The 22,636-nt window shown below is 40.7% G+C and carries 21 protein-coding genes, 1 tRNA gene and 1 pseudogene; 19 read left to right on the forward strand and 4 right to left on the reverse strand.

Features of this window, described 5'->3' with window-relative positions:
• Positions 1 to 25 precede the first annotated feature (25 nt).
• The 19 genes and pseudogenes from G7092_RS14165 to G7092_RS14255 all read left to right on the forward strand — a co-directional run bounded on the left by G7092_RS14165 (position 26) and on the right by G7092_RS14255 (position 19,996).
• Positions 26 to 1,414, forward strand: a complete 1,389-nt coding sequence (locus tag G7092_RS14165; RefSeq protein WP_166090385.1) for an MBOAT family O-acyltransferase — start codon at positions 26 to 28, stop codon at positions 1,412 to 1,414.
• On the forward strand, positions 1,414 to 2,475 hold the full coding sequence (locus G7092_RS14170) for an alginate O-acetyltransferase AlgX-related protein (protein WP_166090388.1): 1,062 nt from the start codon (positions 1,414 to 1,416) through the stop codon (positions 2,473 to 2,475). The genes G7092_RS14165 and G7092_RS14170 overlap by 1 nt, the downstream gene beginning before the upstream one ends.
• Positions 2,476 to 2,493: 18 nt before the next feature.
• On the forward strand, positions 2,494 to 3,708 hold the full coding sequence (locus G7092_RS14175; protein WP_166090390.1) for a glycosyltransferase family 4 protein: 1,215 nt from the start codon (positions 2,494 to 2,496) through the stop codon (positions 3,706 to 3,708).
• Positions 3,708 to 4,619 (forward strand): glycosyltransferase, encoded by a 912-nt coding sequence (locus tag G7092_RS14180; protein ID WP_166090392.1) that lies wholly within the window; start codon positions 3,708 to 3,710, stop codon positions 4,617 to 4,619. Before G7092_RS14175 ends, G7092_RS14180 begins: the two co-directional genes overlap by 1 nt.
• 11 nt (positions 4,620 to 4,630) lie before the next feature.
• Positions 4,631 to 5,530 (forward strand): glycosyltransferase family protein, encoded by a 900-nt coding sequence (locus G7092_RS14185; protein ID WP_166090394.1) that lies wholly within the window; start codon positions 4,631 to 4,633, stop codon positions 5,528 to 5,530.
• Complete coding sequence (locus G7092_RS14190) at positions 5,531 to 6,460, forward strand: hypothetical protein (RefSeq protein WP_166090396.1); 930 nt, start codon at positions 5,531 to 5,533, stop codon at positions 6,458 to 6,460.
• On the forward strand, positions 6,439 to 7,398 hold the full coding sequence (locus G7092_RS14195) for a glycosyltransferase family 2 protein (protein WP_166090398.1): 960 nt from the start codon (positions 6,439 to 6,441) through the stop codon (positions 7,396 to 7,398). Before G7092_RS14190 ends, G7092_RS14195 begins: the two co-directional genes overlap by 22 nt.
• A complete protein-coding gene (locus tag G7092_RS14200; RefSeq protein ID WP_166090400.1) occupies positions 7,391 to 8,389 on the forward strand; it encodes a glycosyltransferase family 2 protein in 999 nt (332 codons plus the stop codon). The genes G7092_RS14195 and G7092_RS14200 overlap by 8 nt, the downstream gene beginning before the upstream one ends.
• Before the next feature lies 1 nt (position 8,390).
• The gene (locus G7092_RS14205; RefSeq protein ID WP_166090402.1) at positions 8,391 to 9,416 is read left to right on the forward strand and encodes a glycosyltransferase family 4 protein; all 1,026 of its coding nucleotides are present in this window, start codon (positions 8,391 to 8,393) and stop codon (positions 9,414 to 9,416) included.
• 106 nt (positions 9,417 to 9,522) lie between these two features.
• On the forward strand, positions 9,523 to 10,698 hold the full coding sequence (locus G7092_RS14210) for a glycosyltransferase family protein (protein WP_166090404.1): 1,176 nt from the start codon (positions 9,523 to 9,525) through the stop codon (positions 10,696 to 10,698).
• Between the two features lie 109 nt (positions 10,699 to 10,807).
• The gene (locus G7092_RS14215; protein WP_235953824.1) at positions 10,808 to 12,070 is read left to right on the forward strand and encodes a glycosyltransferase; all 1,263 of its coding nucleotides are present in this window, start codon (positions 10,808 to 10,810) and stop codon (positions 12,068 to 12,070) included.
• Between the two features lie 62 nt (positions 12,071 to 12,132).
• A complete protein-coding gene (locus G7092_RS14220) occupies positions 12,133 to 13,293 on the forward strand; it encodes a glycosyltransferase family 4 protein (protein ID WP_166090406.1) in 1,161 nt (386 codons plus the stop codon).
• Positions 13,283 to 14,689 (forward strand): annotated as a pseudogene (locus G7092_RS14225) (exosortase Y-associated Wzy-like protein). Before G7092_RS14220 ends, G7092_RS14225 begins: the two are co-directional and overlap by 11 nt.
• Positions 14,686 to 15,822, forward strand: coding sequence for an XrtY-associated glycosyltransferase XYAG1 (locus tag G7092_RS14230; protein WP_166090409.1), 1,137 nt, complete (start codon positions 14,686 to 14,688; stop codon positions 15,820 to 15,822). Before G7092_RS14225 ends, G7092_RS14230 begins: the two are co-directional and overlap by 4 nt.
• A complete protein-coding gene (locus tag G7092_RS14235; RefSeq protein WP_166090411.1) occupies positions 15,819 to 16,442 on the forward strand; it encodes a class I SAM-dependent methyltransferase in 624 nt (207 codons plus the stop codon). Before G7092_RS14230 ends, G7092_RS14235 begins: the two co-directional genes overlap by 4 nt.
• On the forward strand, positions 16,439 to 17,305 hold the full coding sequence (locus G7092_RS14240) for a glycosyltransferase family 2 protein (RefSeq protein WP_166090413.1): 867 nt from the start codon (positions 16,439 to 16,441) through the stop codon (positions 17,303 to 17,305). Before G7092_RS14235 ends, G7092_RS14240 begins: the two co-directional genes overlap by 4 nt.
• A gap of 16 nt (positions 17,306 to 17,321) precedes the next feature.
• Positions 17,322 to 17,864 carry an exosortase Y gene (gene xrtY / locus G7092_RS14245; RefSeq protein ID WP_166090416.1) on the forward strand — a complete coding sequence of 181 codons (543 nt, stop codon included), beginning with the start codon at positions 17,322 to 17,324 and terminating at the stop codon, positions 17,862 to 17,864.
• On the forward strand, positions 17,857 to 18,417 hold the full coding sequence (locus G7092_RS14250) for a putative colanic acid biosynthesis acetyltransferase (protein WP_166090418.1): 561 nt from the start codon (positions 17,857 to 17,859) through the stop codon (positions 18,415 to 18,417). Before xrtY ends, G7092_RS14250 begins: the two co-directional genes overlap by 8 nt.
• 7 nt (positions 18,418 to 18,424) lie before the next feature.
• Positions 18,425 to 19,996, forward strand: a complete 1,572-nt coding sequence (locus G7092_RS14255) for a hypothetical protein (RefSeq protein ID WP_166090420.1) — start codon at positions 18,425 to 18,427, stop codon at positions 19,994 to 19,996.
• Positions 19,997 to 20,140: 144 nt separating this feature from the next.
• Here the strand turns inward: G7092_RS14255 and obgE are convergent, their stop codons facing one another.
• The 4 genes from obgE to G7092_RS14275 all read right to left on the reverse strand — a co-directional run bounded on the left by obgE (position 20,141) and on the right by G7092_RS14275 (position 22,586).
• Positions 20,141 to 21,145, reverse strand: a complete 1,005-nt coding sequence (gene obgE / locus G7092_RS14260) for a GTPase ObgE (protein WP_166090423.1) — start codon at positions 21,143 to 21,145, stop codon at positions 20,141 to 20,143.
• A 119-nt stretch (positions 21,146 to 21,264) separates the two neighbouring features.
• Positions 21,265 to 21,837: an adenylate kinase gene (locus G7092_RS14265; RefSeq protein ID WP_166090425.1), complete on the reverse strand. Its 573-nt coding sequence runs from the start codon at positions 21,835 to 21,837 to the stop codon at positions 21,265 to 21,267.
• Positions 21,838 to 21,889: 52 nt separating this feature from the next.
• A tRNA-Arg gene (locus G7092_RS14270) sits at positions 21,890 to 21,966 on the reverse strand.
• A 158-nt stretch (positions 21,967 to 22,124) separates the two neighbouring features.
• Positions 22,125 to 22,586: a redoxin domain-containing protein gene (locus tag G7092_RS14275; protein WP_166090427.1), complete on the reverse strand. Its 462-nt coding sequence runs from the start codon at positions 22,584 to 22,586 to the stop codon at positions 22,125 to 22,127.
• Positions 22,587 to 22,636 lie beyond the last annotated feature (50 nt).

The following is a 22,636-nucleotide window of genomic DNA, read 5'->3' on the forward strand; positions in this document are numbered from 1 at the left end:
CTTATCTCTTGACTCTTTCCTCCTAATGTTATTTAACTCGCTTCTGTTTCTGATCTTTTTTCTGGTAGTAACCAGCGCGTATTATTTGCTTACACCCAAATTACGCTGGATATGGCTTTTACTGGCCAGCTGCTACTTTTACATGTATTTTAAACCTGTATATATTTTAATTATACTATTCACCATTGTAATTGATTATATAGCCGGTTTATTAATTGAAAAGGCACAAGGCAGCAACAAAAAGTTTTTTCTGCTGGCTAGTATAATAGCTAACGTTGGTGTACTGGCCGTATTCAAATATTTCGACTTTTTTGCGGGTAACATTAATTTTTTGAGTCATCATTTTAATGGTCCGCAGATACCCTTGCTGCATATTTTACTACCTATAGGATTGTCGTTTCACACTTTCCAGGCTATGAGTTATACCATTGAGGTTTACCGGGGTAACCAAAAAGCCGAAAGACATTTTGGTATTTACGCACTGTACGTGCTTTTTTATCCGCAGATGGTTGCCGGCCCAATTGAAAGGCCTCAGCATATTTTACCACAATTGCATCGCGTAAACCAATTTAATACTACAGGTTTTATTACCGGCGTATTTTTAATAGCGATAGGCCTGTTTAAAAAAATGGTGATTGCAGATCGTTTGGGCCTGTTTGTTGACCCGGTATTTAACAATCCGCATGGTCATTCGGCATTTGATCTTTTGGTGGCTGTTTATTTTTTCGCATTCCAGATCTATTGCGATTTTAGCGGATACTCAGACATTGCTGTAGGTGCTGCCCTAACCCTGGGTATTGAATTAATGCGGAACTTTAATATGCCTTATCTATCCAAAAACATTGCGGAGTTTTGGCAGCGCTGGCATATCTCCTTATCTACCTGGTTTCGCGATTATGTTTACATCCCGCTTGGCGGCAGCCGGGTAACTTTCATGGTCACCTGTATCAATATACTTGTTGTATTTATCATCAGCGGTTTATGGCATGGCGCCAATTGGAAATACCTGGTGTGGGGCCTGGTACATGGCCTGTTGCTCATTGGCTATCAGCTATTGAAAAAAATCAACATTCAGGTAAAGGGGTTTAGTTATCTCAAATGGATACTCACCTTTAACCTGGTTTGCCTGGCATGGATATTTTTCAGAGCGAATACGGTTACCGAAGGTTTTTTCATTTTGAACAAAATCCTTACTCTGCCTTCCTTCCATTATACCGCAGCTTCTATTATGCCATGGAACGAAATCTTTTATTGCATTTTCATTATCCTGGCTTTGTTAGCGGGCGAATGGTATCTGCAGCGTAAAGCCATGTGGTCAAAACGTGGCATGTTATTGACTACGGCTATTTTATTTATTGCCTGCTATTTTCTGGGCATATTTAATGAGGCTCAATTTATTTATTTTCAGTTCTGATGAAGAAGATCACTGGTATACTGGTTTTAGTTTTTAGCACGATCATACTATTAACGGCCATGAACCAGTCGTTCATTAACCGGATTAAACAGGACAGGTATTTTGATCATTTAAATACTGATCATACTCCCAGGTCATTATACCAGCGCATCTTTGTAAGATCAGACCGCTGGGCATACGGAGACCTTTACGGCTTATGCTATTTACCTCAATACCGGTTTAGATTGGAACCCTTTAAAAAATACAATTCCACCAACAGAAAGAACTTACAAAAACAGGTGCTTTATATTATTGGCGATAGTTTTTTGGCTGATAAAACATTAACCAATGCCTTTGATAGTTTTGATAATGTCGTTTTCTTAGACAGAAGATTCCCCCTCGGTCCTATTCAGCTAGACACCACCCAACAAAATTTACTGATCATGGAATTTGCCGAGCGTAACCTCAACGGCTATGTTATGAACAAAACCGATGAAATAAAAGCAAATACCCCGGTGCCTGCTTCTCTCCTAAACAGATTAGGAAACATCATTTTTAATAAAGACCTGAGCCGGAACCTGGAGCTTTTGCTATTTGACGATAAGTTATTTACCCCGATAAAGGAATTAAAAGCTTCGCTCAACTATAATTTATTTGGCCGGGTATCAAAAGAGGTTGCAGTGAGTACAGATAAAAAACGGTTATTATTAAACATCACCGTTGATACGAGCGATATACATTCGGCTTTCAGATATAAAACTGCGCAGCAAATTGATACAATAACAGCAAACCTTAAGGAAGCCAGGAACTACTACGAAGCTATCGGGTTTAAAAAGGTATTTTTAAGTGTTATCCCTAACCCGGTGTCCATCTATGATGAAAACCGGATGCCTTATAACCACTTGCTGGAACGAGTAGAGCAACAAACCAATCTATCTGTCATCAGCATCTATAAAACATTTAAATCTGATCAGCATAATCTATACTTTTTAAGTGACGCGCACTGGGACCCACTGGGTTTTGATATTTGGGTACAACAAGTAAATAGAACTTTAAAATTCACTAATTCAATAAATCAATAATTCAATCATTATTATCGGATGACCATTGGTTTAGTTACGCCCTATTACCCGGATAAACAAACTTTTAACAGTGGCATAGCTAATCATTTTTCCATTTTGGCCAATGCATTAGCGCAACAAGGACATCGGGTAGTGATTTTGCATATACGATCTTCTTACGGCGATGGTGATAACATTCAGCATCAACAAATTAATCCTTTAATTACGTTGTTAACTTACCCTATAACGTTACCACCTTATCTCAAAAAGCTTTTCAGAAACAAATGGGCCGTGCTTGACTTTCTGCTTAAACTGCGGTGTATGCTGGTTACTTATAAAAAGCTGAACAGGGTTATCAAACAGTATGGGCTTGATGTGATTGAAACAACCAATTATTACTCACTGTGCTATTTTAATCTTTTAACAAGAAAACCTTCAATACCTGTTATTGTGCGGGTGAGTACCACCTTTTTACAAATCATGGAGGAGTATTATCCGTTTAAATCACGGCTTCAAAAAAGGCTGGGGTACATGGAGATAGCAATGCTAAAAAAAAGCAATTACCTGGTTACCCATACCTATCATCATGCGGCTGAAATGGAACGGTTATATGGTATTAATACCAATAAGTTCCATATCATTCCACATGGTATTCCGTTACCCATTTTATCATCGTCTAAAACCTTAAATAAGGATCAGGTTGAAGTATTGTTTGTAGGCCGATTTGAATACAGAAAAGGCATCGATTTATTGTTAGCAGCCATACCTCAGGTATTGGAAAAATATGAAAAAGTAGTTTTTAAACTGATTGGTATTGATAACGAGAATTCTTACGAAAAAGCCTTCCGGAATCTGCATCCGGTTGATATTACAACTAAAGTAATATTTTGTGGTTCAACTAATCAGGAGGATACGAACAAGGCTTATGCCGGCTGCAATATTTTTGTGGCGCCATCACGATATGAGTCGTTCGGGTTGATATATATTGAAGCAATGGGCTACGGGAAACCCGTTATCGGACTTAAAGCAGGAGGGACAATGGATATTATCAAAGATAAGTACAATGGTTTATTGGCCGAACCGGAGAATGTATCAAGTCTTGTCCATCAACTTTTCGCGCTTATAGAAGATCCAGATCTGAGAAAAGAATTAGGTACGAATGCACGAAAAACAGTTGAGGATAAATTTTCAGATGAGCAACTGGCGTCAAACTCCCTCACTTACTACCAGGAGGTGATCAACAAGTTTAACTAATGGATATCTCGGTTATTATCTGCACTTATAATCCCAATTTAAAAAGACTGAGTCAAACGCTTTCATCGTTGCAAAAACAATCGTTGGATACTTCATCATGGGAACTCATCATTGTAGATAACAACTCTTCTAACAAATTTAGGGATCATCTTGATCTTGGTTTTTTTCCTAATTCCAGGATTGTCCATGAACAACAACAAGGCCTTACCTATGCCCGGCTTAAAGGATTTGATGTGGCCAAAGGGGAGATCGTAATTATGGTTGATGACGATAATGTGCTCCAAAGTGATTATCTGCAAAAAACTATTAATCTATTTAAAGATCATCCGCAAATAGGTTCCGCAGGTGGGAAATCATTACCTGAATTTGAATGTGTGCCCCCTGCCTGGTTAACGGAGTTTTACGGCAACCTGGCTCTACGTGATCTGGGCAATGAGGTTATCATTGACAAATGGGAAAATACCTATCCCAACGCTGCCCCTATTGGCGCCGGCATGGCTATCAGAAAGGTTGCCCTCCAATCATACATCGATACCATGCGTTCTGACAAAAGTATCATAACCGACCGGACTGACACCTCCTTAACATCGGGCGGAGATAATGAGATCAATATTCAGATTTTAAAATGGGGCTGGACAATTGGGTATTTTCCAGAATTGGTGCTATTGCACATTATACCTAAAGAAAGAATGGAGGTTCATTACCTGGCGAGGCTGCTTCGGGATACCAACAGGTCATGGGTTCAGTTACTTGAAAAATATCACATCAACCCATGGAAAAATATCAATAAACAAACACAGTTACCCAGAAAAATAAAAGCTTATATCAGCTATAAAGCCTGGAAAAACAAAGTTAATTTTATTAAATGGCAAGGAGCCTGCGGCATATTTGAAGGGAGGGTAAAATTATAATGCTACAGCAAATGATTAATATCTTTTACAGGCATCCTCTATCCCAGCTAAAAAGATATAGGCGTTTTGGTGGATATTTTAGCTATCGGGCCATGATACGCGGTAGTCGGCAAATGCGGGAAGCATCCCTGCAACTGCCCCCTATTCAGTGTTTTGCTCATGGTTTGCCGGTTTATTTTTTAACCGGTAAAAACTACCTCTATCAAACTTTATTTTGTATCCGGTCGCTCGTAAAGCTCAGCAACGAGGAGTTTCATTTTATATTGGTGGATGATGGCAGCTTTGATAGTACCCTTGTTGCACAGATTCAAAAACAACTGCCGGGTTGTACCATTGTGCTGCAGACTGAAGTGGATAAAAATCTGCAGCAATATTTACCCCCTCATCAGTATCCCCATTTACATCAAAAAAGGAAAGTATACCCGCATTTAAAAAAGTTAACAGATATTCATACCCTCACTGGCTCAAATTGGAAATTGGTATTGGACTCCGACATGTTGTTTTGGGATACCCCTCATGAGATCATTCAGTGGTTACAAAAACCAGAACAGCCCATACATATGGTAGATTGTGTAGAAAGCTATGGCTATTCCAAACAGCTCATGGAAAAACTGAGCGGGCACCCTATCCCTTCTTTACTTAATGTAGGTGCTATAGGATTAAACAGTGCAGAAATAAACTGGTCGGCATTAGATAACTGGGTGAATACTCTGGAAGAAAAAGAGGGATCCAGTTACTACCTGGAACAAGCTTTAACCGCTATGCTCATCGGTGAGCAAAAATCAATTGTTTTGGATAAAGATAAATATAAGGTAAACCCTTCTCTGAGAGACACTACTGCTCTCCATCATTATGTAGATCTTTCTAAAAAATATTATTATACGCAGGCCTGGAAAAAACTAATCAGCTAAATGGGTATCGGGCAATTGATTTACAGGATATTTTTTAAACCGACCTTACAAATCAGGTACCATATCCATCACTTTGGGTTAACCGGCTGGTACAAGCTACAACGGGGTGAGCAGCAAATGAAAAAGGCGGCTAAAAGTATTTATCCCATCCCGCTGACAAAAGATTATTTAATAGAAGTTAATTATTTAACCGGTGCTAAATACTGGCATCAAACTATTTTCTGCGCTCATTCACTGGCCAGAGTTTTGCAGGGCAGGGTTAAAATAAATATATATTCCGACGGCACATTACATCATTCGCATGAAGCTATTATGGTACGCGCCTTTCCTGGTATCGCCTTTATTTCAGAGAAAAGTGTTGATGAGCATCTTGACCGGTTTCTTCCCATTGCCCAATTTCCAACGCTGAATTATTTAAGAAAATGGCACCCGTTTTTCAGGCGCTTAATAGATATTCATGCTACAACATCCTGGGCTATCCATCTGGATAGCGACATGCTTTTTTTTAATCATCCGCAACAGATCATAGATGCATATCAACGTAAAACCGCTATTTACATGCAGGAGCATCTGGATAGTTCCTATTTTGTTGATGACGAAAAAACGCTGAAAAACAAACATGATATCAACTGTCTGGGTAACGTGAATGGGGGGATCATTGCCTATAACGGTGATACTGATTACACGGATTTGGAGGAAAAAGCAAAAATCTTATTAAGCCACTATCCTGATGCAGGTCCGGCACAGGTTGAACAAACTTTAATGAGTTATTTATTATTCAAACAAAGCGCCACTCCGCTCGATAAACAGCTTCATCCCATATTTTACGACAGTAAAATTGAGGTGGAGGATTTACAAATTGTGCGTCATTATATTTTTAAAGCCAAGCTGCCCTACTTTACCGCCGAATGGAAAAAAGTACTCCTTTAGTTTCTGTTTGCATGCCGGCTTATAACGCAGGTGAGTATATTGCCGATACGGTAAAATCAATTACCGATCAATCGTATGCCAACTGGGAGCTCATTATAGTGAATGATGGATCAACGGATGATACCGCTGCTATTGTTAATCAATTAACAGATTCCCGGATCAAAGTATTTCACCAGGAAAATAAAGGGCAATGTGCTGCCGCAAATCAGGCGTTCCGGTTGTCAAAAGGCAAGCTGATTAAATTTATGGATGCCGATGACCTGTTATCGCCCAACTATATCTACAACCAGGTATCGATGATTAATGGTGATGACGATGTTATTGCTTTTGCAGCCTGGGGAAGGTTTTATAGCAATTCATTAGCAACCTTTCACTTAGACGATAGCTTTTTAACGAGTTCTATGAAACCGGCCGAATGGCTCATTGCCTCCATGACGGATAAACAGGTAATGCTGCAATGTGCCTTATGGCTTATTCCACGAAAAATATTAGATGTTTCCGGCCTATGGGATGAAACGCTCTCGCTGATCAATGATTTTGAATTTTTCATCCGCGTATTGTTATGTGCACATGAGTTGCGGTTTACTAATGATGCTGTTTTATATTACCGGAGCGGACTTGCTCAATCCCTGTCAGCTACAACTTCGGCAAAAGGTGCCGAATCGGCTTATCATTCGGTAAATCTGGGTACACAGTATCTTTTAAAACAGGAAACCAGTAACCGGGTAAAAAAAATTGCAGCCGATTGTTTTCAGCGATTGGTTTATACTTTTTACCCTCAGCATAAAGCCATCGTTCACAAAGCCGCCTTAAAAGTAAAGGAGCTTGGCGGCTCATCTATTGCTTTCCCTGCGGGTGGTTATACAAAAATACTGGCATCTATATTAGGGTGGAAAACTACTCAATATCTTAAATTCATATTTAAAAAACGTGCTTAGTTGCCGGGTTTATTTGTTTACTTATAAAAGGAATCATCTGCTACCCAGAGCTGTTGAAAGCCTCATCAATCAAACTTTTCAAAACTGGGTTTGCGAACTGCACAATGATTGCCCGGATGATCCGTTTCCGGCTGCTTACATACAGTCATTAAACGATCCCAGGTTTATTTTAAAAAACCATACAGTTAATATGGGCGCGGTTGCCGGTTTTAATCTTGCTTTTGCGGGTTGTACAGAACAGTATGCCAGTATCCTGGAAGATGACAATTGGTGGGAGCCCAATTTTTTGGAAGAAATGATTGCGCTGATGGAAAACAACCCAGCTGTAAATATATCATGGAGCAACATGAATTTATGGCAGGAGAAAGCGGGGAATGAATGGCAAAATACAGGCAATACCATTTGGCCTGCCGGTGCATATACAACAACATTTTCCTGGCCTGCACAACAACAGGTAACCAGTGCCCTTCATTCAACCGGAGCCATGTTGTATCGGGGGAAATACGCTCATCATTACCTAGCGCCACATGAAACGTTGTTAAATGCTATTGAACTGGTGCGCGAAAGAGCATTTGAGCATCCTATCATTTTAAATAACAAGCCTCTGGCCAATTTTGCCATCACCATAAGCACCAACCGTTCTGCCGATCCATACCCCTGGATCGCATCGCAGGTGATGTTACTGGCCAGTTATATAAAGGCTTCTGGTAATGATGTTGCGATTATAAAGGAAACATTATCCTATCATCGCCAACTAAAACCCAACCCTGTAGCCAGTTTCTTTTTAGCCGATCTTTTTCTGCTGAAAAACAGGTCGCTCTACAAGTATTTCAGCTTATCAGATTGGATGGTGATTGGTAAATGGCTCGTCAGAAACGGGCATAAACTAAACTATATTAAAACCTACCTGGCATCGCAAAAAGAAACATATCATTTTTTACTAAAGCATACCCGGTCACGTTTTCAGGAATCAAAACAAAACCTACATTGAATTGAAAATAGCCCTTATCGTAAACCCTTTGATACCAGTACCTCCGGAACAATATGGTGGTATAGAACGCGTGGTATATGTACTGACTGTGGAGTTGATGAAAATGGGGCACGATGTAACGTTGTATGCCAATCCGGATTCTCAGCCAGGCTGCAGACTTATAGGTTACCGGGAGTCTGAAAATTACGGATTAAAAGATTTTACAAAAATCAATCTGCTAACCTCTTCCCTTCTTTTTAAAAATTTCGACGTTGTACACACTTTCGGCCGGATGAGTAATATAGCGTCGCTCATGCCTTTTAAACAGCCCAAAATCGTTTCGTACCAGTTGCCGCCCACGCTATCGCAGGTAAAAAAAGCGGTAAAAATCGCTGCAAAAAACTCACTTTATTTTACGGCCTGCAGCCATTTTATTGCCGGACAGATCAATCATATCGGTCAGGTAACTGCCATTTACAACAGTGTGGATATGGACGATTATCTATTTAACGCCGAAGTTAATGCAGATGCGCCACTGGTATTTTTAGGGCGGATACAACAGGAAAAAGGAACAGCCATAGCTATTGAAATAGCGCTTAAAACAAACAAAAAACTGATCATAGCTGGTAATATTCCAGACGAGCCAATTCACCAGCAATACTTTAATGAACAGATACGGCCATTTATTGATCAGGACCAGATCAAATACATCGGTCCGGTTAATAATATTCAAAAAAACGAGTTATTAGGTAAGGCCTGCGCCATGCTGATGCCGGTTACCTGGGATGAGCCTTTTGGCATTGTTATGGCCGAAGCCCTGGCCTGCGGTACACCCGTAATTGGATTTAACAGGGGCGCAATACCCGAAGTGGTCACCAACGGATCAACCGGTTTTGTATGCAACAATATCAACGAAATGATGGAAGGGGTGAATAATATATCAGCATTAAGCCGATCACAATGCCGCCAGGTGGCCGAAGAAAAGTTCAGCTCGGCAGTAATGGCTAAGCGGTATGAAGAATTGTATAGATTGGTGTCAAGTAGCTAGTATCAAGTATCACGACAATTAAAATAAATCCGCAATCGAACATCTCAAATCCGAAATAAAAAACATCACCTTCCTTACTACCGGGCAGCCAAGTACCAATCCCAGGTTGGTTAAGGAAGTTGAAACATTAATTAAGCTGGGTTACCAGGTTAAGGTTATCTGCTGCTTTTATCAGGAATGGGCGCGGGAGTTTGATCAGGAGATCGTCAACAGAAACAAAGATGTATACATTTATTGCGGCGGTGATCCTGTGAACGAAAAATTAAGCTATTATAAAACACGTTTGCGGCAAAAAACAAGTTGGCGTCTTTTTAACTATACCAAAGCTTTTGGCATATCCGAAAATGCCATATCCCGTACGCATACAGAAGCGCTGGCTACGGCCAGATCTATAAAAACCGATCTGTATATCGCCCACAATCTTGGTGCATTGCCGGCGGCTGTTATGGCGGCAAAATTTAACGGTGCAAAAGTGGGGTATGATGCTGAGGATATGCATTCGGGACAGTTCAAAACCAAGACTGAAAAAGGCTATCTGCTGAATAAATTTATTGAAGAAAAATACTTCCCTCATACAAATTATTTTACGGCGGCAAGTCCGCTTATTGCGCAGCATTACAAACAAGCTTATCCCTACTTGAATCCTATAGTGATCAATAATGTTTTCCCCAGGATTGATCTTCCGGTTGAATCAAAAATCCATGTAACGCAGCCTTTAAAACTCTTTTGGTTTTCACAAACCATAGGAGTTGAGCGGGGAATCGAAAACATCATCGGGGCCATGACGCTTATTACAAAACAAGCAGAATTACACTTACTGGGAAATTGCTCTGACGAGGATAAGCTGATGATCACGGACCTCGCAAAATACAATCATCTTGCTACTGATCAAATTCATTTTCACCAGCCTATTGCCCCGGATGAGCTTTTTAAATTTGCTGCCCGATTTGATATCGGCATGGCTACAGAAACTGCCCCTAACCTAAACAGGGATATTTGCCTTACTAATAAAATTTTCACTTATATACAAACCGGTCTGGCTATCATTGCCAGCGACACACAGGCCCAGCGCCTTTTCCTGGAACAATATCCAGCCACAGGGAGCTTATATCAAAAAGAAGATATCACCTCCCTGGCCAATTGTATATTGGAATATGCCCAAAACCCGGAAAAGTTACTGCAAACAAAACAAATGAACTATCAGTTGGGACAAACACAGCTGAACTGGGAAAATGAAAGTAAAATATTTAGGCGCATAATAGAGAGTCAAGAATCAGGATAATAAAAGTGCGTTCTAAAATCAAAATAAATCCTATATCAAAAATTCGAATTCCGAAATCAAAAACCTCCTCATCATATCTCCTTATTTTCCACCGGTAAACGCGGCTGACATGCAGCGGGTACGTATGAGCCTGCCTTATTTTGCAGGTGAAGGCTGGAATGCAGAGGTGGTGATGGTGGATGAGCATTATGCGGATATTCAGATGGACCCCTTGCTGCTTCAAAGTATCCCTAATGATATCCCAGTACACCGCGTCAAAGCATTGAATAAACAATGGACATCTAAACTGGGCCTGGGGAGTATCGCTTTACGATCGCTTTGGTTCTATCGCCATAAAGTTAACCGGCTTTTGAAGGACGGAAAATTCGACCTCATCTATTTTTCAACCACTCAATTCCCGGTTTGTATTTTAGGCGCCTATTGGAAAAAAAAGTATGGTATCCCTTATGTTATCGATATGCAGGATCCCTGGCATTCTGACTACTACCGAAACAAACCACGGGTGCAGCAGCCATCTAAATACTGGTTCTCGTACCGTTTAAACAAATACCTGGAACCTATCGCTATAAAAAATGCCGATGGGTTAATCAGTGTTTCCGAAGGTTATATCGATGCTTTGAAAAACAGGTATCCCCTTATAAAAAATAAGCCGTCGGCAGTAATCACTTTTGGTGCGTTTGAACCAGACTTGTCCATCGCCCGTGAAAATCAAACAAAATTTGCGAACTTATTAGAGGCCGGTTTTATCAATATTGTATATACTGGTCGCGGTGGCGCAGATATGCACAAAGCCATGATACCCGTATTTGAAGCGCTTAAAAAGGGGTTATCTGATCCAGAAAACACCTTTTTTACTCGGTTGAAATTTTACTTTATAGGAACCAGCTATGCACAGGCAGGTCAGGGTAAACTAACCATATTGCCTCTTGCTCAACAATACGGAGTAGCAGACCATGTTGTGGAAATAACCGATCGTATCAGTTATTATCATACCCTGCTTACCTTGCAGCAAGCCAGCGCGCTTTTTATTCCAGGCTCGGACGATCCTCAATATACGGCATCAAAAATTTATCCGTATCTGCTTACTCAAAAACCGTTGCTGGCTATTTTTAACGGAAAAAGCTCTGCAATGCCAATACTCAAAGCATATGGAGTAAACCATGTGTATGATTATGAAAATGTAACGGCAACAAATATTAACGAGTTTTTTTCACAACTCAATAACGGCGATCCCGAACCACCTTTGTATAATCGGGAAACGATCAACAAATATTCGGCACAACAAATGACAATGAATCAGTGCCGGCTTTTTAATCAGGTTTTAATTGAGAGACATGAATCAAGAGTTGAGAATCAAGACATAAAAAGTTGAAGTTTAAATATGTCAACAATAAGTAAACGATTTTTTATTTTCCTCCCGACTTTTCACAAACTATGCGCTTAGCCATTATAACCACCCACCCAGTACAATACTATGCCCCTGTTTTTAAATTGCTGGCTGAAAGCCGGAGCATAGAGATCAGGGTATTTTATACCTGGGGCGAAAAAGCCATGGAAAAATTTGATCCCGGTTTTGGGCAAAAAGTTGACTGGGATATCCCGCTGCTGCAAGGGTATAATTTTGAATGGGTAACCAACACCGCATCAGACCCTGGTACACATCATCGTAACGGGATCATTAATCCCGGCTTGATCAATCAGATAAACCAATGGCAGCCCAATGCTTTATTGGTATTTGGCTGGGCCTTCAACAGTCACTTAAAAGCTATTCGTTATTATCACCATAAACTACCCGTATATTTCAGGGGCGACTCCACCCTGCTCGATATAAAACCGGGTATCCGTGCGTTTTTAAGATCTGTTTTTTTAAAATGGGTTTACCGGCACGTTGATCATGCTTTTTATGTGGGGGTCAACAGCAAAACTTATTTTAAAAAATACGGACTAACTGATCAGCAATTAACCTTTGCTCCGCACGCCATAGATAACGAAAGATTTAACATCAACAGAAATCAGGAAGCTTTAAAGCTAAGGCAAAGCCTGGGTGTTACCGAAGAGGATACCCTGATACTTTTTGCAGGCAAGTTTGAGGATAAAAAATCACCACAATTACTCATCGACGCTTTTTTGGCTTTAAATAAACCAGCTGCTCATTTATTACTGGTGGGAAGCGGTATTTTAGAGATTCCCTTAAAAACAAGAGCCAGCATGAATAAGCGGATTCATTTTATGGATTTCCAAAATCAATCAATCATGCCGGTGGTATATCTGGCGGCTGATCTTTTTTGCCTGCCATCCAAAGGTCCCGGCGAAACATGGGGACTTGCTGTAAACGAGGCCATGGCAGCTGGTACACCCGTGCTAGTATCTAATAAAGCAGGTTGTGCTGCCGATCTGGTTATACCAGGAATAACCGGTGATATTTTTGATTCGGAAAATTTATCGGATATTACCCAAAAGCTTGGCGCGCTTTTGAAAGACAAATCCAGATTGAATACTTTAGGCCTCAATGCTCAACATAAAATTGCCGACTGGAGCTTTGACAAGCAGGTAACTGCCATTTTAAATACCGTAAAGCATAACTATGCGAACTAATCAAGCTCCGTTGGAGCGGTTTTTCATATTATTTTTACCCTGGGGGCTCTCCCTTTTATTTAAAAGCGACCCTGTGCTCTCTTATTTTATTGCCTGACTAGGTTCGTTTTTGATATTCTGGCTTACATTAAGCGGATGGGTAAAACCCATACCTGCCGACAGAAGCATTGCAGGCCAGCTCATGCGCCCTATTTTTTTAGTCCAGATCATTTTTGCCGGATACATGGCCTGTACTTCCATTTTTTATTTTATGGATGTAATGGGGTATGAAAACTTTGTAAAACCAGGCTATATTTTAGTCGACCATGAAAAACTGCTGCTCACGGCGCAATGCCAGCGCTATTATTGTTTGGGCCATGCTTCTCTTGTTTTAGGGATGCTCATCTTTATGGATTATCCGGCCCAAAAGATTTATCAGGCAGATACACAAAAACTGGCTAATCTGCTCATGTTATTTGCTATGATTAGTTTTCCTGTATCTGTTTTGTTTTTAAAAGTACCGGGGCTATCACAGTTCTCCTATCAGTTTAATTCGCTCAGCTTCATTGCAGGTACATTGGCTTTGGCATTTGCCATCCCGCTCAAAAAAATTGGCAACACGCTGATATGCATCGGTTTTTACTGTTTTAATTTTTATCAGTCGCTCATCTCGGGCTTTAAAGAGCCTATTATCGTAAGCGTAATGGTATTAGGAATATTCCTGTATCCCAATTATAAAAAGGCAGTTACCTTTACTTTCATCCCCCTATTACTGTTGTTATTTATTTTTTTGCCTACCTACAATCGTGTTTTCAGGCAAAATGCATGGGCAGGTAACAGCAATGCCAGCGAAGCCAGTCAATTAGCTTTAGATGCTACCCTAAACAATGATGGCGAAGGTGATGATTCCAACTGGTCGTTTTTAGTGAATCGCCTAAGCGAAATAGATATGTTTACCCGTTTTGTACAATCAACCCCCAAACAGGTAGATTATTATGGTTTTACATTGCTTAAACAATCCGGCACGGCTATTATTCCACGGATATTCTGGCCCTCTAAACCCATTACCGAAGAAATGATTATGGAACGGGTTTACAATGCCGGGGTTATTAACCGTTTTTCCAATGTATCGGCTAAACCTGCATTTATTGTGGATGCCTATCTTTCGGGAGGAGCTTTAGGTATCATTTTATGTTTATTTGCCTACGGCGCCATCGCTCAGTTGATAGCGCTGCAGGCCGAGAAACTCTTTGGCGGATATATCCTGGGCACAGCGCTCATTTTTAGCGGCTTGTTTCAAATAATGTGGCGCGGACTTAGTTTTGAGTTTTTAATTAACAGTGTATTCTGGAGTTATATTACCATGCTGATCATTCATAAAATACTTACAGCAACCCATATCCTTCAAAAGGTTTGAAAATTTTACAAATCTCGGCTTCTTACAAACCCGCGTTTATTTATGGTGGCCCCATTATGTCGGTATCCATGCTGTGCGAGCAATTGACAAAAGCGGGTTGCGACATCATGGTGTATACCACAACGGCTAATGGGTCAAATGAACTACCTGTAACACCAAACCAGCCTGTAAACATAGATGGAGTAACCGTTACCTATTTTAAACGGATTACTAAAGATCATACCCATTTTTCACCCGCCTTATTAAAGTCGGCTTGGCAAAACGTTAAGAAATACGATGTAGTACATATTCAAGCCTGGTGGAATTTGGTTTCGGTTTTATCATGCCTTATAGCAGTATGGCGCAAAGTGCCCGTTGTGGTTTCGGCCAGGGGCACGTTAAGTCCTTATTCTTTTAAAAACAAAAACGGGATGATAAAATCCCTCATCCATCGTTTGCTTACCAGGCCTTTATTAAAAAGATGTCATATCCACACTACTTCAGAATATGAACAGAACTCGGTTAATAGCATCGTCAGGTATAAAAGCATCACCACCATTTACAATTTTGTAAAACTACCTGATAATACATCTCCGGAGGAGATCCTTATTGCTGACCCAATCAAATTAATTTTCCTTTCCAGAATAGAAGAGAAAAAGGGCCTGGATATTTTGCTGAATGCGCTTGGCATGATAAAAATCCCCTTCCATCTTACTATTGCTGGCACGGGTAATAGTATTTACATCGATCAATTGAAAGCATTAGCTATTCAAAAAAACATTGATGATCACATTACCTGGACAGGCTTCATTAACGATTCCAAATTTGAATTGCTCGGGCAGCATCACCTTTTTGTGCTACCTTCACATGATGAAAATTTTGGCAATACGGTGATTGAAAGCCTGAGTGCAGGTACGGCAGTACTCATCAGCGAAACTGTTGGCCTGGCAGATTATGTAAAAAACAAACAGCTTGGCTGGTTATGCCTGCCCAATCCACAATCCATAAAAGAGGCCATCGGCCGTATCGCGCAACAACATACCGATCTGCTTCGTATCAGAAACTCGGCCGGGGCAATCATACGTGATGACTTTAACGAAAGCCGCTTAGTAAACCAATACCTGAACATGTATCAGCAAATTATATCAGCATGACAACGTACCAAGACTACGGATATCCGAACGATAACCCCTGCCACGCGTTTGATTATATGTTGGCTCCCCTGCTTTCATTGCTCCATAAAACAAATAACTCCTGCATCCTGGATTTAGGCTGCGGTAATGGTTATTTTGTAAATTACCTGATTTCGCAAGGATTTAACGCTTATGGTATCGATGCTTCAGAACAAGGCATTACGATAGCCAATAAAACAAATCCGGGGCGCTTTTTTATACAGGATCTGTCAAGCGGCGGCTTACCACAGCAAATAAGCCATTTACCTTTTGATACTATTGTTTCAACAGAAGTTATCGAGCACCTTTATGATCCATATCTGTTCATCAGCCTTTGTAGAGATATATTAAGTAAAACCAATGGCGAGCTTATTTTATCAACTCCTTATCATGGCTATTTAAAAAATTTATTTATCAGTTTATTTAATAAATGGGATACACATATAAGTCCGCTATGGCAGGGCGGGCATATTAAATTCTGGTCGTTTAAAACATTATCTGCCATATTGCAGGAACATGATTTTAAAGTAACGGACTTTAAAGGCAGCGGACGAATACCTTATTTCTGGAAATCAATGATCGTAAAAGCAAATCTTAGATGAGCGAAAGTATTGACATTGTTATCTTAACGTTTAACGAGGAAAAAAACATTGAGGCCTGCCTGCAAAGCGTATCGAAGTTAAACGCAAAAATATTTATTGTCGACTCAGGTTCTACCGATCGTACTTTAGCTATATGTGAACCCTATAACACCCATGTTTTTCATCATCCATTTGAGAATTATGCCTCCCAACGAAATTGGGCCCTGCAAAATTTACCATTGGAAGCCGAATGGACACTTAACATCGATGCTGATCATCGGGTTACCGAAGCCCTGGCAAATGAACTGACCGATTTATTTAGTCACGATATAGATACCGGGGTCAATGGTTTTTTAATAAGCCGCCAAACCTTATTTATGGATAAATGGATAAAGCATGGCGGTCATTATCCAACATATCACGCCAATTTGTTTCGCAAAGGTTTTGGCCATTGCGAAGAGAAACTGTACGATCAGCATTTTGTGGTCACCGGTAAAACAAACATTCTTAAAAACGATATTATAGATATTATTACCGATTCGGTTAATACTTTTATTGTAAGACACAACCATTGGGCTACGCTCGAGGCCCAATACCTGTTTGCCCAACAAACACAGACCACCGGGAACAATACCTCATTAATTAAACCCAAACTATTGGGCAACCCGATGGAGAGAAGGCGGTATATGAAAAAACAATATGAATCGCTCCCACTGTTTATAAGACCGGTTTTTTATTTTATGATCAGATATTTTATCAGATTGGGTTTTTTAGATGGTACCAGGGGATTTATATTTCATTTTTTACAGGGCTTTTGGTTCAGATTTTTAATTGATGTTAAGCTTTATGAACTTAGGCGGTCAAAAAAACAGCAAACACTTTGAGCGTTAGTTATTGAACATGAAAAACCCGGCAATCAAATTTATAGTTACCTTTCTTTTTCTGTTCCTGCTGTTTTATTACTTCAATTTACTGTTTCTGGGCATTACCAGTCCCGGAAATTATTACAGCCACTTTTTAGCGATAAATTTTAATTATATACAATGGTTGCGCTCACTTTTACTATCAGGCAGCGCCTTAATACTTAGGGCATTTGGTTTTGATGTAATTTACAACCATATCGATTTGTTGGTAGCGGGTAAAGGTACTATCAGATTAGCTTATGATTGCCTGGGCCTAGGGGTGATGAGCTTCTTTACAGCCTTTGTAATTGCCTATCCTAAAAAACTAAGCTCAAAGCTTTGGTTTCTGATTTCAGGACTATTAGGTATCCAGTTTTTAAACATTATCCGCTTTGTGCTGTTAGCCTTGTTTTGGAGTAAAAAAACAAACCAGGTAATTGATCATCATACTATCTTTAATATTATTATCTACATACTGATTATGATCTGTCTTTATTTTTGGGTTAAAAGTAAAGACCGTACCATTAACCATCATGCATAAAACCGATCTATCTACCTATAACAATCATCCTTTTCATCCGGGGGGCAATGCTGTAAAAAGGTTATTGTGGTTTTATGTAAATGCTTTATTCTTTAAAACCAGCTTGTTACCCATCAGCGGGTTTAAGGTGTTTTTACTCCGGATATTTGGTGCAAAAGTTGGTAAAAACGTAACTATTAAACCTTGTGTAAATATCAAATATCCCTGGCACCTGAGCATCGGCGATCAAAGCTGGATAGGTGAAAAGGCATGGATAGATAGTTTGGTTACCATCAGCATCGGCGCCCATGTATGCCTGTCGCAGGGTGCTGTGTTACTCACCGGTAGTCATGATTATAAAAAAACAAGTTTTAACCTCATAACCCAATCACTTATTATTGAAGATGGCGCCTGGATAGGTGCCGGCGCTATAGTAAATCTGGGCATTACAATTGCCAGTCACGCGGTACTAACCAGTGGCTCTGTGGCTACCAAAAACCTCGAAGCGTACAGTATATACCAGGGGAACCCTGCCGTAAAGATCCGCGACCGTATTATCACACATCAACCCTAAACTTAATATGCCAGCACAAAAGTCTCACATCCACCAAATTATTTTAGCTGCCCTGGGTATCCTCGTCCTTATTTTGGGTACGATGATATACCTGTATCCTACTTCAATTTTTCCCGATTCATGCTGGGGTTTCCAGGTATTACGCGCCATGCAAATGGGTGGTGGTTTTAATATGGCCATCAAGCCCGATCATGCCGACGTTGCTAAAAATTCAAGCGAATTTTTAACCTGGTGGTCGCCGGGACAATACCTTGTACCCTATATTTTTAAGTTGATACTGGGTATTAATACCGGCAAAGCGGCTGCAGTTACGGTTACATTATTCACTTTATCTGGTTTAGCTGGCTTTTACCTGTTATTCAAAAAGGTGGGTTTTACGCCTTTGGTTGCCGCTTTCAGCGTGTTGATTATTGCCTGCCAGCAGGCTTTCATCGTTCCTTATGTTTTTTATAACGGTGGGGAAGTTTTGCTTTTCGGCTTCGCCGGATGGTTCCTGTATGGCTGTGCTGCTATTGATAAACCTGGGTGGAAAATAGTAGTTTTTCTGCTGCTCTCCGGCTGGATAGGCTTTTGCTGTAAATCGTCCTTTTTATGGATTTATGGGGCGGGTTGTATTTATCTATGGATAACCTTATCCTTGGGTCAAACCAATATATGGGGATGGATAAAAAAAGGATTTTGGATAGGCATTCCAGCCGTACTATCGCTAGCAATGATTTATAAATTTTATTTATCAAGGGGCGCTACACCTGCCTCCGGAGCAGGAAGCATTAAACTGGCCTGGGAAACTTTTAGCTTCCCGATGGCCGCGCCTATATTAGCGGGCTTCTCGGTTGATGATATCATGAATGGGTTGATATATCATGACGATACACCTATAGTAAACCATTTCTGGGCGGTACTTATAGTAGTATTAGCCGCCTTATTAAGTATTTTACTGGTAAGCAGGATAGTGCGTAAAGCTCCCGGTAAAAAGTACGCTTTGCTGCTTGTTGTTTTTTATTCCGTTGCCATATTGTTCTTTGGATACAACTTTTTGAAGCAAGCTTACATCTCTTATGAAGCCAGGCACCTGCGCTTAATTGGACTGTTAGTTATGCCGGGAGTAGTATATTTAGTAAGCCAGAGCGGCATATTTTACAAAGCTGCGTTTGGCTTTATTTGTATGGTGATTGCCTTTTTTAGCTTTCGCTATTTTGTACCGGGTTATCTGCAAAATAAAAATGTGAATGCCAGGGGTACATCGGGTTTGGCCCAAATGTTTATTGACCAGCCCTCCTTAAACTACATTATGGATCTCGACAAAAAGAATAACAACGCCCTTTTTGTATTTACCAGCCCGGATCTGGGGCTGGAAATTAACCATAACCGTTTTATTACTTTAGAGGCTATCGACTCAGATATCAAAATTGATTATGATAACTACGTACATTACGGCCATGCAGGGCCTATTTTTATCCTCTTACCGGCAAGTTACATGGGCCCGAAATCAAACATTATACGCAAGTGTTTCCCGGGCTATACGGGCTTTAAAATGGATATGCTGAGTAATGATTATGTGCTGTATTCGGCGAAGTAAAAGAGAAGCAAGAAATAAGAGTCAGGAATCAGGATAAAGCACATTGCTCCAGGTAGTCTAGAAACTCCAGACATAGTAATCCGAAGTCAGAGACTTCGGACAGCCCTTTCCTGATTCTTGGTTCTTATCTCTTGACTCTTAATTCTAAGCGCCTTTATTGATTTCCGTCCAGAGAAGATCTTTCAGTTCTGTGAGGTTTTTTTGCGCTACGGAGGATATAAATAAGGAAGGAACGCCCTCAGGGAGTTCTTTTTTCATTTCGGCCTGCAACTCATCGTCAAGCATATCCATTTTAGTAACTGCTAAAACGCGGGGTTTGTGCATCAACTCTGAGTTGTATTGCTGCAGCTCATTCAGTAAAATCTCGTATTCTTCTTTAATGCTGCGGTTAGTGTCGGCAGGTACCATAAATAATAGTACCGAGTTACGTTCAATGTGTCTCAGGAATCTGAAACCTAAACCTTTGCCTTGTGATGCCCCCTCGATGATCCCAGGGATATCGGCCATGACAAATGAGCGGTTATTACGGTACGATACGATACCCAGGTTAGGCACCAGGGTAGTAAAGGCGTAGTCGGCAATCTCGGGCTTGGCAGCAGATACTACCGAAAGCAGGGTTGATTTACCCGCATTAGGGAAACCTACCAAACCTACATCGGCCAATATTTTCAGCTCCAATATATTCCACTCTTCCCTGCCATCTTCGCCGGGTTGGGCAAAGCGGGGCGTTTGCTGGGTAGCAGTTTTAAAGTGCCAGTTGCCTAAGCCACCGCGACCGCCGGGTGTTAATATTTTTGTTTCGCCATCCTGGGTGATCTCGAAAATGATCTCACCTGTTTCGGCATTTTTTACGGTTGTACCCAGGGGCACTTCCAATATCTCGTCGCGCCCGGTTTTTCCACTTCTTAAAGAGCTACCTCCAGAATCACCGTCGCCGGCAATTACGTGCTTACGGTATTTGAGGTGAAGCATTGTCCAGAGCTGTGCGTTGCCTTTGATGATCACATGACCGCCTCTGCCGCCATCGCCACCATCCGGGCCACCTTTGGATGTTAATATATCACGGTGTAAATGAGCAGAGCCCGCCCCTCCGTGGCCAGAGCGGCAACAGATTTTCACATAATCAACAAAATTAGAACCCTGCGACATTGTATTTTGATTTTTAGCCGGGAAGTCCGAAAGTCAGTAAAGTCCGAAAGGCTAAGAATTTTGACTTTCTCAACTTCCGGACTTTACTGACTTACCCGACTTGCGGACTGTCTTTTTACTTAATAATTTTCGATAACAGTATCAATTGCACCATATATCTGGTCAATTGAGCCTATACCATTTATGCTGGTAAACTTAGCCTGGTTTTTATAAAAATTAGCAACCGGTGCTGTTTTATCATTATACTCTTTGATACGTTTGCGGATAACTTCTGGATTGGCATCATCCGGACGACCAGATTCTTTACCGCGTAATAAAAGGCGGTGTTCCAGTTCGTCGTCATTTACCTCCAGGGCTATCATACCAGATATGGCCGATTCTTTCGATTTCAGCAGTTGATCTAACGCTTCGGCTTGTGCCACGGTACGCGGGAAGCCATCAAATATAAAACCTTCGGCATCTTTATTGGCATCCAGCTTATTGCTGATCATACCTATAACTACCTCGTCCGGAACCAGCATCCCCTCATCCATCAGTTTCTTTGCTTCTAAGCCAAGCGTTGTTCCTTGTGCAATTTCGCCGCGTAAAAGGTCGCCTGTTGAAAGGTGTATTAAACCGTGTTTTTCAATAAGCTTTTGCGACTGAGTCCCTTTCCCTGCTCCGGGAGGGCCAAACAATACCAGATTTAGCATGCTCTATACAAATTAAAAGCCTTTCGGTACTACACAGAAAGGCTTAACGTTATGGTGCACTTGAAGGGAGTCGAACCCCTAACCTCCTGATCCGTAGTCAGGTGCTCTATCCAATTGAGCTACAAGTGCTTTTTGAAACGGAATGCAAAAATAGAATTTTTAACCATCCGTTGCAAACTTTTTTAAAATAACTTTCCGATTTATTTTTTATAAGTAGCCAAATAGCTGATTTGATGCTTACTAAGCTATTTCATTTTTTTAACCTGCGGCTCAGCATCAGTCAAAAACTACTTTACTATCTCGGCAATAGCTGCAAAATCGGGCAGTTGACCTGCATCTTCCAGCACTTCTGCATAAATAATATTCTGCTCTTCATCAATTACAAAAGCCGAGCGTTTGGATACACCTTTCAGGCCCAGTGCAAATTCTTCGTACAAAGCGCCATAAGCAGAGGATACTTCTTTGTTAAAATCAGACAGCAGATCAAACTGATAATTATTTTCGGCCTTGAATTTAGCCAGCGTAAAAGGCGAATCGACAGATATACCCAATACCACCGCATTCAATCCGTCGTAATACCCAAAGCTATCGCGCATGGTGCACAGTTGTGTGGTGCAAACACCGGTAAAAGCTAAAGGAAAGAAATGGATAACTACTTTTTTGCCTTTAAAATCAGACAATGATACCGCGTTTACGTCGGTTGAAAATAAGGTGAATTGAGGTGCCGTCTGGCCTGCTTTTAGTGTCATAGTTAATTTTTTATTACAAATAAAAAAAAATTAACGGCTTTATTAGTAAT

The organism is Mucilaginibacter inviolabilis, from assembly GCF_011089895.1.
Classification (GTDB): Bacteria; Bacteroidota; Bacteroidia; order Sphingobacteriales; family Sphingobacteriaceae; genus Mucilaginibacter; species Mucilaginibacter inviolabilis.

What these genes read in the sequence shown, in the direction of transcription:
- G7092_RS14165 (WP_166090385.1), top strand. Translation starts at nt 26, where the DNA reads ATGTTATTTAACTCGCTTCTGTTTCTGATCTTTTTTCTGGTAGTAACC.
- G7092_RS14170 (WP_166090388.1), top strand. Translation starts at nt 1,414, where the DNA reads ATGAAGAAGATCACTGGTATACTGGTTTTAGTTTTTAGCACGATCATA.
- G7092_RS14175 (WP_166090390.1), top strand. Translation starts at nt 2,494, where the DNA reads ATGACCATTGGTTTAGTTACGCCCTATTACCCGGATAAACAAACTTTT.
- G7092_RS14180 (WP_166090392.1), top strand. Translation starts at nt 3,708, where the DNA reads ATGGATATCTCGGTTATTATCTGCACTTATAATCCCAATTTAAAAAGA.
- G7092_RS14185 (WP_166090394.1), top strand. Translation starts at nt 4,631, where the DNA reads ATGATTAATATCTTTTACAGGCATCCTCTATCCCAGCTAAAAAGATAT.
- G7092_RS14190 (WP_166090396.1), top strand. Translation starts at nt 5,531, where the DNA reads ATGGGTATCGGGCAATTGATTTACAGGATATTTTTTAAACCGACCTTA.
- G7092_RS14195 (WP_166090398.1), top strand. Translation starts at nt 6,439, where the DNA reads ATGGAAAAAAGTACTCCTTTAGTTTCTGTTTGCATGCCGGCTTATAAC.
- G7092_RS14215 (WP_235953824.1), top strand. Translation starts at nt 10,808, where the DNA reads ATGCAGCGGGTACGTATGAGCCTGCCTTATTTTGCAGGTGAAGGCTGG.
- G7092_RS14220 (WP_166090406.1), top strand. Translation starts at nt 12,133, where the DNA reads ATGCGCTTAGCCATTATAACCACCCACCCAGTACAATACTATGCCCCT.
- G7092_RS14235 (WP_166090411.1), top strand. Translation starts at nt 15,819, where the DNA reads ATGACAACGTACCAAGACTACGGATATCCGAACGATAACCCCTGCCAC.
- G7092_RS14240 (WP_166090413.1), top strand. Translation starts at nt 16,439, where the DNA reads ATGAGCGAAAGTATTGACATTGTTATCTTAACGTTTAACGAGGAAAAA.
- xrtY (WP_166090416.1), top strand. Translation starts at nt 17,322, where the DNA reads ATGAAAAACCCGGCAATCAAATTTATAGTTACCTTTCTTTTTCTGTTC.
- G7092_RS14250 (WP_166090418.1), top strand. Translation starts at nt 17,857, where the DNA reads ATGCATAAAACCGATCTATCTACCTATAACAATCATCCTTTTCATCCG.
- G7092_RS14255 (WP_166090420.1), top strand. Translation starts at nt 18,425, where the DNA reads ATGCCAGCACAAAAGTCTCACATCCACCAAATTATTTTAGCTGCCCTG.
- obgE (WP_166090423.1), bottom strand. Translation starts at nt 21,145, where the DNA reads ATGTCGCAGGGTTCTAATTTTGTTGATTATGTGAAAATCTGTTGCCGC.
- G7092_RS14265 (WP_166090425.1), bottom strand. Translation starts at nt 21,837, where the DNA reads ATGCTAAATCTGGTATTGTTTGGCCCTCCCGGAGCAGGGAAAGGGACT.
- G7092_RS14275 (WP_166090427.1), bottom strand. Translation starts at nt 22,586, where the DNA reads ATGACACTAAAAGCAGGCCAGACGGCACCTCAATTCACCTTATTTTCA.